This is a genomic window from Streptomyces sp. NPDC101151 (genome assembly GCF_044768335.1).
Taxonomy (GTDB): domain Bacteria; phylum Actinomycetota; class Actinomycetes; order Streptomycetales; family Streptomycetaceae; genus Streptomyces.
Window position 1 is genome coordinate 73093 of sequence record NZ_JBIWPP010000022.1, and the last position, 12715, is coordinate 85807.

The following is a 12715-nucleotide window of genomic DNA, read 5'->3' on the forward strand; positions in this document are numbered from 1 at the left end:
CAAAGCACCGGAAGCCGTCTCCTACAGGTACAGCCCCGCGTCCGCCCCGTCCCGTGCCCCGGGCACCGAGGTCGGCGCCGTGCCCCGGCGCAGCGCGTACAGCTCGGCCAGCGTCGCCCCGTCCCGGCCGACGCCCTCCTCGGAGCCGAGCCAGTTCACCGCCTCGCGGCGGGTCAGTGGGCCCACCTCGATCCGGGCCAGACAGCGGCCGGGGCGGACCACGGCCGGGTGCAGACGCTCCAGGTCCTCGTTGGTGGTGACACCGACCAGGACGTTGCGGCCCTGTCCGAGCAGGCCGTCGGTGAGGTTGAGCAGCCGGGACAGGGCCTGGCCCGCGGTGTGCTTGGCCTCACCGCGGATCAGCTCGTCGCAGTCCTCCAGGAGGAGGAGACGCCAGCGGCCCTTGCCCGCGCTGTCCTCCTCGCCGATCGCGATGTCCATCAGATAGCCGACGTCGGAGAAGAGCCGCTCCGGGTCCAGCACACAGTCCACCTGGCACCAGTCGCGCCAGGAGCGGGCGAGGGTGCGCAGCGCGGAGGTCTTGCCGGTCCCGGGCGGGCCGTGCAGGAGGAGCAGCCGGCCCGCGATGTCCTCCGGGGTCGTCTTCATCAGGCGGTCCATCGCGTCCGCCACGGGTGCGGTGTAGTTGGGCCGGATCTCGTCCCAGGTGCCCGCGGAGATCTGGCGGGTGGTGCGGTGCGGGCCGCGCCGCGGGGAGACGTACCAGAAGCCCATGGTCACGTTCTCCGGCTGCGGCTCCGGCTCGTCGGCCGCGCCGTCCGTGGCCCGGTCGAGGACCGTCTTCGCCAGCTCGGCCGTGGTCGCGGTCACCGTGACGTCCGCGCCGCGGTTCCAGCGGGAGATCAGCAGGGTCCAGCCCTCGCCCTCCGCGAGGGTCGCGCTGCGGTCGTCGTCGCGGGCGACCCGCAGCACCCGGGCGCCCTCCGGCAGGAGGGTCGCGCCGGAGCGCACGCGGTCGATGTTCACCGCGTGCGAGTACGGCTGCTCGCCCGTCGCGAAGCGGCCGAGGAACAGCGCATCGACGACGTCGGACGGCGAGTCGGAGTCGTCGACGTGGAGCCGGATCGGCAGAGCGTCGTGTGGGTTCGCAGACATGCCGCCATGATCCGGCACCGATGGGCTCCGCGCACGGCATTTCCGCCGCTTGTTCCGGGTGTTCCCCAGACCTGCCCCGCAGGTGGTTTCCGCCATTACTGTTGTCCTTGATGGGACGTCATGGGTGGTATACGGAGACTCGGCGGTGGCGGCTCACGGCCCTGCTCGGGGTGGGTGTGGCCGCTCTGGCCCTGGTGGTGACCCTGATCAACACGCTGCCCGGAGGCGGCGCGAGCACCGCGGGCACATCGCGCGACGGCGACAAGGTGCACGGCACGCCCGTCACCCCGCCCGGGCAGCCGGAACCGTCTGTGGGCTGGGGCTTCACCCACACCCAGTACAGCGCCGACGAGGGCAGCGGCCCGGCCACCCGGCGGGTCGGTGAACTGCTCGCGAAGGACGGCGGGCTGCCGCAGGACCAGGCCCTCATGGGCTGGGGTGCGGACAACCCCGAGCCGGTGAAGGGGCATTACGACTTCGGCGCGATGGACCGCCGCATCGACTTCGTCCGCAGGTCCGGCGGCACCCCCGTGGTCACGCTGTGCTGCTCGCCGGACTGGATGAAGGGCGGCAGGGCCGGCGTCGGCAACACCGACTGGAGCCGGACCGCCCTGGAGACCGCGCCCACCCCGGCCCACTACCAGGACTTCGCCGACCTCGCCGCGACCGTCGCCAGGCGCTATCCCGACGTACGCCACTTCATCGTCTGGAACGAGTTCAAGGGCTTCTGGAACAACGCCGAGGGCCGCTGGGACTACGAGGGCTACACGACGATGTACAACCTCGTGTACAAGGCGCTGAAGAAGGTCGACAAGGACATCATGGTCGGCGGGCCGTACCTCGTGATGGACAGCGTCGACCCGCGGCAGCAGGAGAACGCCTCGACCACGTTCCGGGGGCCCTGGGGCGCCATGGACCAGCGGGTCCTCGATGCCTTCGACTACTGGAACAGCCACAGGGCCGGAGCCGACTTCGTGGTCGTCGACGGCTCCAGTTACACCAACGACGACGACCTGCTGCCCGACGAGTTCGCGGCCACCGACAAGCTCACCGCGGTGAGCGAGTGGGTACGGCAGCGGACCCATGACCTTCCGCTGTGGTGGGCCGAGTACTACGTCGAGCCCGGCGACGGCAACGACGAACGCAGGGGCTGGTCCGAGGCCCACCGGCTCGCCGTCCACGCCACCGGGCTGATCGCCATGGCCAGGGGCGGCGCCGACTCCGGGTTCTACTGGAACCCGGAGGAGAAGAACGGGACCGACTGCCCCGGCTGTCTGTGGACGCCGACCGACAGCTCCGGCGGCGGGAGGGAACTCCCCATGTACGACCTGCTGTCCCGGTTCGACAAGGCGTTCGGGCCGGGCACCAGGTACGAGACCGTCTCCGTCGCCCGGGACGACGTGCCCAACGTGCGGGTGCTGGCCGACGACAGGACCGTCCTCGTGGTCAACACCCGCGACCGGGCGATCAGCGCACAGGTCGACGGGAAGCGGTTCGACATGCATGCCTACGAGGTGCGGTGGCTCGACCGCTGAGCCACCCGGCACCCGTCACTTCATCGTCAGGAACCGCTGCACCAGCGAGGCCAGCAGCACCGCCAGCAGGGGCAGCGAGAACCAGAAGCTGCCCTGCAGCCAGCGCAGTTGCCGTACCCCGGGCCGCACCGCGACCCGGACCACCTCGCGCGTGGTGAGCAGCAGGATCAGCGCGGCGGCGGCCAGAGCGCCGACCACCGACCACGTCGTCCACGTCACCTGCGGCCCGATCGGACCCGGGTCGGGCTTCGGCACCGGGCCCGCCGGCTGCTTGCGCAGCGCGTACACGGTGACGTCATCGTTGACCAGGACCTTCGACAGCTCCTGCCGGTTGTCCAGGTTGTGGATCAGCCGGGACTCCCAGGTCGCCGAGTAGCCCGCGTCCAGCTCCAGATACGTGACCTGACTCTCGTTGATCATCAGGTACGAGTTCGGGCCCGCATCCTTGAGCGCCTTGACCAGGCCCGACACCAGCACCGGGTCGACGGGCGCCGACGTGGGCACGTAGTTCACCCGTTCCATGTCCCTCGCGCCCCACGGCAACGCCGGGGTCACGTCGTTGACGGTGTCCTGGCTCAGCCACAGCAGCCGGACCGACGGCCGGTCGTGGGCGTACACCCAGTCCATGGCCGCGACCTCGCCGGGCCGCGTCCGCTCGAACTGCTCGTTGCCCCACCGGGCCACCAGGAAGCCGCCCATCAGCAGCAGCCCGGCCAGCAGCGCGGCCAGCGGGGCGAGGCTGACCCGGTCCTTCTCGCGTTCCTGCGCGGTGACGCCGGTGCGCGGGAAGAGGGCGAGGGCGCCGAGCAGGGCCGCGCCGGGCACGGCGAACATGAAGACGCGCAGTGCCATCTCACCGCCGTACGACTGCATGCCGAAGCCCAGGAACGGGACGAAGGTGAGCACCAGCAGCGACCGTTCGCGGTACTTGTGGAAGCGTCGCCGCCACCAGCCCCAGCAGGCGAAGGTCATCACCGAGCCGGCCAGCAGGACCCGGGTGTACAGGACCAGCTTGTGGGTCGAACTCCCGCCCTGGATACGGCCGGACACCGAGGTCGAGACATTGCTGCCGACTCCGCCGACCCCGCCGAAGAGATCGTCGAAGTGCCCCGACCAGTACGGCTCGGCCATGAAGCCGACCCAGACCGCCACCAGCACCGCGAACAGCACCGGCAGCCCGCGCAGCTCCGAGCGGCCGAGCAGCACCAGGGCCGCGAGTACGCCGAGCATCACGAACGGAGTGAGCTGGTGCGCCGGGACGCTCGCCGCGTACAGACCGATCAACACCAGAAGCAGCACGGCCCGTTGGCGCCGGTCGGTGGGTTCGGGCTCGGCCTCTCCCGGGCGGTACTTCGCCCAGATCACATGGGGAGCGCGGAACCAGACCAGCAGGATCGCCACGAAGACGAGATAGAGGAGGTAGGTGAAGCCCTGCGGGGAGAAGTAGTCCTGGCCGACCCAGCCGCTGAGCACGAAGAGCCAGATACCGGTCCACTTCGCCCGCCAGCTCGCCCGCAGGGAGCGGGTCAGCAGGAACATCGGGGCCAGATAAGCGAGCTGGATCGCCGTCGGCCACCAGCGGATGATCTCCGTGAAGTCGTCGACCCCGCACGCCCTGGCGACGAACGCGGCCGCCGCGAAGAAGCCCGGCCAGCTCCAGCGGGCGTCCAGATCAGGCACGGCGGACCCGGTGCGGTCGATGTAGTCGATGAAGCCCAGGTGCTGCCAGGCCGTCGCGAACCGCGGCTCGGTCTCCAGCACCGCGGGCAGGGCGTGCAGCGACACCACGGTCGCCAGCAGCGTGACCAGCAGCAGGGTCCGGTGCTCGCGGCGCAGCCAGAGCAGCGAGGCGAACACCGTGACCAGCAGGGCGGCCCCCACCAGCGTCGGCAGGGGCAGCACGGAGACCAGGCCGAGCCCGCCCATGCCGTCCAGGTCGGCCTCGCTGAGCCGCACTGCGGGCACCCAGTACAGCAGCAGCGCGGCGGTCAGCAGACAGCCGAGGACGACTCCGGTGCGGGTGGGTGCCAGACCGCTGTGCGGTGCGGGCGGCTCCTCGTCCACGGTTTCGTCCGGCTCGGCGATCTCGGGCGCCGCCTCGTCGAAGGGCGCGTCGACCTCCGCCTCCCTCAGCAGCGCCGCCTCGGCCGGACCCAGCGACGCCTCGGCACCCGGCTCCGGCTCCTCGACGGGCAACGGCACGGGCGTGCCCGCGGGCGGGGTGCCGGGGCCCGGACGGACGTCCGGCCGGCGTTCGACGTGGTCGAAGTCGACGTGGATGCCGAGGGCCAGGGTGTCGTTGTCCAGCGCCCAGGCCGGGCTGTGGCGGTGTGCCGAAGAGGCGGCCGGGACGGTGGCGGTCCCCCCGCTCGGGAGGAGCCGCGAGTGGGGGAGCGCCTCCAGGTCGGCGAGGTCCCCGTCCGGTGCCGCGGCCTCCGGCGGGGCGGCGGGTGCGGACCGCAGGGTCCGCCGCAGCTTCGGCGCGGCGATCGCCACGATCACCGCAAGGCTGGAGATCTCGGCGACGCCCGCGCCGGTCAGGCCCATCCGGGGCAGGAGCAGCAGCGTCAGACCGAGCACCAGTACGCACAACAGGCCCTGCAGCCAGGCGAGTCCGGCGGTACGGCTCTGCGCGCGCAGCACCGCGAAGTAGGTCTCCATGACCACCCGGAGCACCGCGCCCACCGCGAACCAGCGCAGCAGCGGGGTCGCCGCGTCCGCGTAGCCGTCGCCGAAGACGCCCAGGATCCAGGGCGCGCCGACGAACAGCACGCCCGCGATCGGCAGCATGATCCGGGCCATCCGCTTGAGCGCGGCACGGGTGTTGGCGGCGAGCCGCCCCGGGTCGTGCGAGCCCTCGACCGTCAGGGACGCGCCCATGTTGATGGCGAGCAGATTGGTCGTGCCGCCGATGGTGGTGGTGATGTAGAAGTACGCGTTGTCCTCGGAGCTGACCTGTGAGGCGATGATCACCGGGACCAGATAGACCACGGCGAGCGAGAACAGGGAGCCGGTGTAGTCCCCGGCGAGGAACCTTCCGATCTCCTTCAGTGTCGGCGGCTCGGCGTGCTCCGAGGTCGCCTTGATGTGCCGGGGCACCAGCCGCCGGAACACCAGCCAGCCCAGCGGCACCACCGAGGTGGCGATCGCGGCGACCCAGGACACGAAGACGCCGGTGGCCGGGATCGCCACGGCGAACGCGACGAGCAGTCCCAGCTTGACCGCCGAGAACACGGTGTTGCCCACCGGCACCCAGGGCGCGCTGCGCAGCCCGGTCAGCACGCCGTCCTGGAGGGTGAGCAGGTTCCAGGCGACGACGGCCCCGATGAAGCCGAGACCGTTGACCGGCCCGTGCAGGAACCGGTACGACGGCCCCCACATGTCGAGGGTCATCAGGAACACGCCCGCCGCGAGCGCCACGATCAGCGAACTGCCTGCGTACGTACGGAAGATGAGCCGTCCCGTGCGCCTGCCGGACACCGGGATGAAACGGGCCAGGGCGCCGGTCAGGGTCACCGCGGTCAGTCCGGCGAGCAGCTTCATCGCGGCGATGGCCGCGGAGCCCTGGCCGACCGCCGACTCGGAGTAGTAGCGCGCCGCGGCCAGCCAGAAGCCGAGCCCGAGCACGGCGGAGATACCGGTGTTGAGCATCAGCGCGTAGGCGTTGCGGAACAGCTGGCTGCCGTCGGGCGACCGGCCCGTCCCGGGCAGGCGAAGACGGCGCCCGGACGGTTCGGGCGCCTCGCTCTCGGGCGTCGTGGCCTCGGTTGTGGTGGTCGTGTCAGACACGGGAACGGATGGCCTTCCGGCGGACCTGGCGTGCTCTGCGGACGAGGGCGTACCCCTTGGTAAAGGCGCGGTCCTTGGCGAAGTTACGGGCGATCGCGCGGCCCTGCAGCAACCGCTCGAACTCCTCGACGCCGGTGGCGCGCCGGATGGTGACGCGCTGCAGGGCGTAGGGCCCCTGGCGCCGGCGGGCCAGCCCGTTGCCGACGGCGAGCGCCTGGGCGTACCCGGCCTCCCGCACCGCCCCGCGGACCCGGCGGCTGGAGTAGCCGTACGGGTAGGCGAACGACACCGGACGCGAGCCGAGCTCTCCGGTGAGGATCTCCGTACTGCGGACCAGCTCCGAGCGCAGGGTGGCGTCGTCGAGCTGGTCGAGCTGCGGGTGGGTGTGGCTGTGGCCGCCGATCTCGACGCCGGAGTCCGCGAGATCGCGCACCTGCGGCCAGTCGAGCATGCTGTCCAGGCCGCCTCCGGTGTCGTACGCGCCCTTGATCCAGCCGGTGGAGACGAACAGCGTGGCCGGGAAGCCGTGCTCGGCGAGCACGGGCAGGGCATGCCGGTGGACGCCCTCGTAACCGTCGTCGAAGGTGATCAGCACCGGCCGGGCGGGCAGCGGACGGCCGGACCGCCAGCGCGCCGCCAGCTCGGCGGTGGTGACCGGGGTCAGGCCCAGGTCGCCGATGAGCGCCATCTGCTCGGCGAACGCCTCGGGTGCGACCGACAGGACCCGGGTGGCGTCGCCCGGCGCGGTCGCCACCGCGTGGTACATGAGGATCGGTACGGCTGTCCCGCTCATGGGCGTTCCCCCTCGGTCCGTACGCCCGGACGGTTCATGGGCGTTCCCTCTCGGTCCGTACGCCCGCGCCGTTCACGGCGTCCCCCTCGATCCGTACGACGGAGAACGCCGTCCCGCCCCGCCGCGCCCGCATACTGCCGACCACGTATCCGCCCGCCGCGGTGAGCACCCCCGCGACGATCGCGCCCGCACGACCGGCGCCGCCCGGGCGGGCCAGCAGGGCGTCCCGCAGACCGCGGGCGACCCCGGCGGGCAGGACCCGGGTGGTGTACCGGCGTTCGGACTCCAGCCCCTTGTCCGCGCCCACGCTTCGGGCCACCAGCGCCTTGGACAGGCCCTCGGCGTAGGCGCGGGTGCGGAAGTACGCGAAGTGCTCGCGCGCCGCCGGTACCCGGTGGTGGATCACCGCGCGGTCGTCGATGAGCAGGACCGCGTCCGGTCGGGCCCTGGTGAGCCGGATGCACAGTTCCGTCTCCTCGCAGCCCAGCGGCCGGCGGTCGCCGTCGCGGCCGATGCCGGTGGCGAAACCGCCCGCCGCCTCGAACGCCGTACGCCGGAAAGAAGCGTTTCCGCCCAGAACGTTGCGGACCCGGACCAGGCCCGGTGGCAGCCCTCGGTAGGTGCAGCCCACCACCCAGTCGAACTCCTCCGGGAACCAGGCGGGACGCCGGCCCGACGCCCAGATCGGGAGCGTACGGCCGCCGACCGCCAGCACCCGCGGGTCGGCATAGCCCTCGGCGAAGCGGCCCAGCCAGTCCCGCTCGGCAACGGCGTCGTCGTCCAGGAAGGCGATCACCTCGCCGTGGGAGGCGGCGATACCGGTGTTGCGGCCGGCCGACAGCCCGCGCGGGCCCGCGTTGGCGAGCACCCGGATGTCACCGGCGGCCGTGCCCTTCTCGTACTCCTTGTACTCGCGGGCCAGCCGGTCCAGCAGAGCCTGGTTGTGGTCCACGACCAGGAGCGTCTCCAGCGCCGGGTACGACTGCGCGCGCACCGAGGAGACCGCCGCGAGGATGTCCTCCCAGCGGTCCTCGGTGTACACGCAGATCACGACGGAGATGTCGGGATCTCTCAAGACACCTCTCCCTGCCCGGTGTTCAGCAGCGACGAGTGGTGGGTGCGGCGACGCAGGGCACGCCGGTTGGAGCGTTCCCGGAGGATGACCTTCAGTACCCGGATCCCGTCCCGCACGGCCCGCAGATTGCTGGTGCCGTGGATGCGGAGGTACTCGTGGCTGGGGATCTCCTGCACCTTGAGCCCCGCCTTGACCACTCTGATGTTCATCAGGGTCTCGACCTCGAAACCGGTGCAGTCGAGCTCGATCTTGTCGAGGCAGTGCCGCCAGAAGGCGTTGTATCCGTAGCAGAGATCGGTGTAGCGGGCGCCGAACTTGCGGTTGACGATGGTGCACAGCGCCCAGTTGCCGAGCTTGCGGATGAAGGTCATGTCGTCCGTGCCGCCGCCGTTGGCGAAGCGCGAGCCCTTGGCGAAGTCGGCCCCCGAGACGAGGGCGGACACGTACGACACGATCTCGTTGCCGTCGGCCGAGCCGTCCGCGTCGACCATCACGATGATGTCGCCGGTGCACGCCTCGAACCCGGTGATCAGGGCATCCCCCTTGCCCTTGCCCTGCTGGTCGACGACCCTCACCGCGGGCCACAGCGAGCGTGCCACCTCGACGGTGTCGTCGGTGGAATTGCCGTCCACAAGAACCACTTCGTGTATCCAGTCCGGAAGGGTCTTGAAGACGTAGGGCAGATTCTCCGCCTCATTCATGGCGGGAATCACCACGCTCACCGGCGGAGTGATCGCCAGGTGAGAGGAGATCGGCCGGTAGCGGGCGGCCAGTAACGGATCTTGGCCCGAACTCGGCGGATGCAGAACAGAACTCATGAGTGTGGTCCCTCTCGTCCGGTGGACCGCCCGCCCCTGGGCGGCCCGGCTTTGTGTCCGGTTCGAAAGGGGGGTTCTCATCTTCGGCACGGCGACATCGTCTCCGTGCACACGGACGAGCTGGCAAAGCTGGCCGGGCTGCCGGAACAAGACGGCAGCCGGTCGCGCGGCACGGCTCGGTCACAAGTGCGGTCACCGAGCACGGCACCCCCCTACCGCGCCCCGCGCCGGAACGCCACGGCCCTGAGCCCTCCCCTGAACCGCGTGCTGACGGACCGATGCGGGTGAGATGTACGACGGTATTGACGATTGAACCCGAATGGCAAGACCTGGAACTAGGCCTCACGTTTTTGTTGGTTTGGCCGTTACACAACTTTGGCCAGTCTTGGTCACTCTTGTGTTCGTTTACCCGAACGGAATTTCTCCCGGCCGAGAACGGCCAGGAGCAACAGCAGGCTGAGCGCGGTCACCGCGACGACCCCGCCCCGGACCGACCAGCGGTGGACGGCCAACATGCCCTGGGCAACCAGCATGTTCACAACGACCGCGCCCGCAAGTGAGGTGAGCGCCCGGCCGAACGGATCCAGCCCGCGCAGCGCTGCCCCGATCGCCACGGCCGGCGCCGCGAGCAGGAAGAACAGCGTGCTGGGACCGCGCAGTGGTGAGCCGGTGTCGGTGAGCGCGAGCAGTGCGCCGACCGCGCCGACGGCCGTGGCGGCCCCCGCGAGCAGCGCGGACAGGTCCCTCCCCGGACCTGGCCGCACCCGTTCGGCGTCGTCCTGCGCGCCGTCTGGTGAAGGTGTCTTGATGCCTAAGGTCTGCATTGGCGACTTTGCCCCCCGACGCGCCGGATGCCGGGCTTCAATGTGGCGCAGGCTCACACCGGCCGTCAAGACGACGGCGGTGGCCGGGGCGTCGGCGCGGCGGCACTGTCAACGAATCTGGCATGTACGCGCAATATCTCGATCATGAACGTGCTGAGTCGGTCCCGTCGAGGTGTCGTTGAGACCCGAAAAGACTTGGCATGGACACTTCCCGTCAACACGCGTAGTTGCTACGACAGTTATGGCAGAGATCCTGCTAAAGGGAGGTTCCATGAGACGTTCCCGATTTGCGGCATACGTGACCTCGCTCCTCCTCGCCACCGGCCTCACCCTCACCGGGGCAGCCACGGCGCAGGCTTCCTCGACCGCCGCCACCGGCGGTTATGTGGCGCTCGGCGACTCCTACTCCTCGGGAGTGGGAGCGGGCAGCTACATCAGCTCCAGCGGCAGCTGCGACCGCAGCACCAAGGCCTACCCGTACCTGTGGAACGCCGCACACAGCCCGTCCTCGTTCGCCTTCAACGCCTGCTCGGGCGCGACGACGGACGATGTCCTGGCCGGCCAGCTCGGCTCGCTCGACTCCTCCACCGCCCTGGTCTCGATCACCATCGGCGGCAACGACGCCGGTTTCGCCGACGTCATGACGACCTGTGTGCTCCAGTCCGACAGCGCCTGTGTCTCCAAGATCAACGCGGCGAAGTCGTACGTCGACTCGACGCTCCCCGGCAAGCTCGACACCGTCTACGACGCGATCAGCGCCAAAGCCCCGTCCTCCGAGGTGGTCGTCCTCGGCTACCCCCGCTTCTACAAGCTCGGACAGACCTGCCTAGGCCTCTCCGAGACCAAGCGGTCCGCGATCAACGGCGCGGCCGACTACATCGACAACGCCATCCAGAAGCGCGCCCTGGACCACGACTTCGTCTTCGGTGACGTCCGCACCACCTTCACCGGCCACGAGATCTGCTCCAGCAACTCCTGGCTGCACAGCGTCAACTGGCTCTCCATCGGCGAGTCGTACCACCCGACCGCCGCAGGCCAGTCCGGCGGCTATCTGCCGGCGTTCACGAACGCGGCCTGAGCACTCGTCCCAGGCCGCACCCACAGGGTTCTCAGGGTGAACCCGAAGGCGAAGCGGAGGCCCCGCCCGACGGGGTCTCCGTCGTCGCACAGGTCACCGAGAAGGGCACGGCGTCCGACGTCGTCCGCCCCGGACTGCGCACCTCCACGCTGATCTCGTTCTCGATCGTCCCGCTGTCGGAGTACGCGGTCACGGTCACCTGCACCTGCTTGGTCTCCGCACCGCCCGCCGGGAACGACAGTGTTTTCCACCCCGGGTCGGAGACCGACCCGTGCGCGAGCACCCACCGGTACTCCACCTGCGCGGGCAGCCGTCCCACCGTGAACGTCGCCGTGAACGTGGGCGCCTGCGCGGCCGGCGGCGGGCAGGTTCCGTCGTACTGCGTGTGCGAGCCCGCGAGGGTGACCCGCACGGACTGCGCCGGCCGGCTGCTCGCCGCGGCGCTGCTGCTCCGCGCGGGCGGCGGTGCCCCGGTGTCCGAGTCGGTGCCGGTGCTCGGGGTGGGGGAGTGCGCGGTGCCGCTCGCCCGGCCGGTGTGCGCGCCGGTGTTCCCCTTGTCGCCGCCGTTGTCATGGTTGAGCAGTGCATACGTCAGTCCCGCCACCGCCAGGACGACCGCGAGGAGACCGGCCACCAGCACCACCCCGGTCCCCCGGCCGCGTTCCGGCCCGACGGCCGTGGTCCGCGGCTCCGCACGACCGGTGGGCAGGGGCGCCGGCGGTGTGGGAGACGGCCGTTGCGGCCGGTCCGGGACCGCCGGGGTGTACGGCGAGGCCGGCATCGTGGCCGTGCGGGGAAGCCCGCCCGCCGCCCTGCGCGGAGTCCCGCCCGCCGCGACGAGCCGCAGGTCCTGCTCGGCCCGTTCGGCGGACAGCCGCTCGGCGGGGTCCTTGCGCAGCAGCCCCTCGAGGACGGGTACGAGCGGCCCGGCCCGGAGCGGCGGCGGCAGCTCCTCGTCCACCACGGCACGCAGGGTGCTCAGCGGAGTGTCCTGCCGGAAGGGGGTGTTGCCCTCGACGGCCGCGTACAGCAGCACGCCCAGCGACCACAGGTCCGACTCCGGGCCCGGGGTGCGCCCCAGTGCCCGCTCCGGGGCGAGGAACTCGGGCGAGCCGATCACCTCTCCGGTCATGGTCAGCGCCGAGCTGCCCTCGACCGTCGCGATGCCGAAGTCGGTGAGGACCACCCGGCCGTCGTCGGCGAGCAGCACGTTGGCCGGCTTCACGTCCCGGTGCAGCACCCCGGCGTCGTGCGCGGCGCGCAGCGCGGCCAGCACCTCGGCACCGATGTGCGCGGCCCGCTGCGGCGGCAGCGGACCCTCGGCCTCCAGCTCGTCGGCCAGGGACAGCCCGCGCACCAGCTCCATCACGATCCAGGGACGGCCGCCCTCCAGCGCCACGTCGTACACCGTGACCACGTTGCGGTTCGCGACCCGGGCCGCCGCCCACGCCTCGCGTTCCAGGCGCGCGTACATCCGCTCGACGTCCGAGGCGGCCAGGCCGGCCGGGGCCCGTACCTCCTTGACGGCCACCTCGCGGTGCAGCACCTCGTCGCGGGCGCGCCACACGGTGCCCATGCCGCCCTCGCCCAGCGGGGACAGCAGGCGGTAGCGGTCCGCGATCACACGTTCCTGGCCCGGTACTTCGGACACGGGCGACCCCCACGGCATCTGACGTGATTTCTCCAC

At 71.1% G+C, this 12715-nt stretch carries 9 protein-coding genes; 2 read left to right on the forward strand and 7 right to left on the reverse strand.

The genetic code is table 11. From position 1 onward, the window contains the following. Positions 1 to 21 precede the first annotated feature (21 nt). Positions 22 to 1116 carry a DUF5925 domain-containing protein gene (locus ACIRU3_RS31815; RefSeq protein WP_404063513.1) on the reverse strand — a complete coding sequence of 365 codons (1095 nt, stop codon included), beginning with the start codon at positions 1114 to 1116 and terminating at the stop codon, positions 22 to 24. Positions 1117 to 1226: 110 nt separating this feature from the next. On the opposite strand from ACIRU3_RS31815, the gene ACIRU3_RS31820 reads away from it, so the two are divergent. Beyond that, entirely contained in the window at positions 1227 to 2651 is a 1425-nt protein-coding gene (locus tag ACIRU3_RS31820; RefSeq protein ID WP_404063515.1) for a xylan 1,4-beta-xylosidase, read from the forward strand. Positions 2652 to 2666: 15 nt separating this feature from the next. Here ACIRU3_RS31820 and ACIRU3_RS31825 read toward each other — a convergent pair whose 3' ends face one another. The 5 genes from ACIRU3_RS31825 to ACIRU3_RS31845 all read right to left on the reverse strand — a co-directional run bounded on the left by ACIRU3_RS31825 (position 2667) and on the right by ACIRU3_RS31845 (position 10007). After that, entirely contained in the window at positions 2667 to 6440 is a 3774-nt protein-coding gene (locus ACIRU3_RS31825; RefSeq protein ID WP_404063518.1) for a polysaccharide biosynthesis C-terminal domain-containing protein, read from the reverse strand. Then, the gene (locus ACIRU3_RS31830; RefSeq protein ID WP_404063520.1) at positions 6433 to 7233 is read right to left on the reverse strand and encodes a polysaccharide deacetylase family protein; all 801 of its coding nucleotides are present in this window, start codon (positions 7231 to 7233) and stop codon (positions 6433 to 6435) included. The genes ACIRU3_RS31825 and ACIRU3_RS31830 overlap by 8 nt, the downstream gene beginning before the upstream one ends. Before the next feature lie 34 nt (positions 7234 to 7267). Then, positions 7268 to 8308, reverse strand: coding sequence for a glycosyltransferase family 2 protein (locus tag ACIRU3_RS31835; RefSeq protein ID WP_404063523.1), 1041 nt, complete (start codon positions 8306 to 8308; stop codon positions 7268 to 7270). Further along, complete coding sequence (locus ACIRU3_RS31840) at positions 8305 to 9126, reverse strand: glycosyltransferase family 2 protein (RefSeq protein ID WP_404063526.1); 822 nt, start codon at positions 9124 to 9126, stop codon at positions 8305 to 8307. Before ACIRU3_RS31840 ends, ACIRU3_RS31835 begins: the two co-directional genes overlap by 4 nt. Positions 9127 to 9515: 389 nt before the next feature. After that, positions 9516 to 10007, reverse strand: a complete 492-nt coding sequence (locus tag ACIRU3_RS31845) for a hypothetical protein (protein WP_404063529.1) — start codon at positions 10005 to 10007, stop codon at positions 9516 to 9518. A gap of 214 nt (positions 10008 to 10221) precedes the next feature. Between ACIRU3_RS31845 and ACIRU3_RS31850 the strand changes: the two genes are divergently transcribed. Beyond that, the gene (locus tag ACIRU3_RS31850) at positions 10222 to 11028 is read left to right on the forward strand and encodes an SGNH/GDSL hydrolase family protein (protein WP_404063532.1); all 807 of its coding nucleotides are present in this window, start codon (positions 10222 to 10224) and stop codon (positions 11026 to 11028) included. Positions 11029 to 11059: 31 nt separating this feature from the next. Here the strand turns inward: ACIRU3_RS31850 and ACIRU3_RS31855 are convergent, their stop codons facing one another. Continuing rightward, positions 11060 to 12697 (reverse strand): serine/threonine-protein kinase, encoded by a 1638-nt coding sequence (locus ACIRU3_RS31855; protein WP_404063535.1) that lies wholly within the window; start codon positions 12695 to 12697, stop codon positions 11060 to 11062. Between the last annotated feature and the right edge of the window lie 18 nt (positions 12698 to 12715).

Bases quoted from the DNA above. Each gene is read 5' to 3' on its own strand.
- ACIRU3_RS31815 (WP_404063513.1), bottom strand. From the start codon at position 1,116: ATGTCTGCGAACCCACACGACGCTCTGCCGATCCGGCTCCACGTCGAC.
- ACIRU3_RS31820 (WP_404063515.1), top strand. From the start codon at position 1,227: ATGGGACGTCATGGGTGGTATACGGAGACTCGGCGGTGGCGGCTCACG.
- ACIRU3_RS31830 (WP_404063520.1), bottom strand. From the start codon at position 7,233: ATGAGCGGGACAGCCGTACCGATCCTCATGTACCACGCGGTGGCGACC.
- ACIRU3_RS31840 (WP_404063526.1), bottom strand. From the start codon at position 9,126: ATGAGTTCTGTTCTGCATCCGCCGAGTTCGGGCCAAGATCCGTTACTG.
- ACIRU3_RS31850 (WP_404063532.1), top strand. From the start codon at position 10,222: ATGAGACGTTCCCGATTTGCGGCATACGTGACCTCGCTCCTCCTCGCC.
- ACIRU3_RS31855 (WP_404063535.1), bottom strand. From the start codon at position 12,697: ATGCCGTGGGGGTCGCCCGTGTCCGAAGTACCGGGCCAGGAACGTGTG.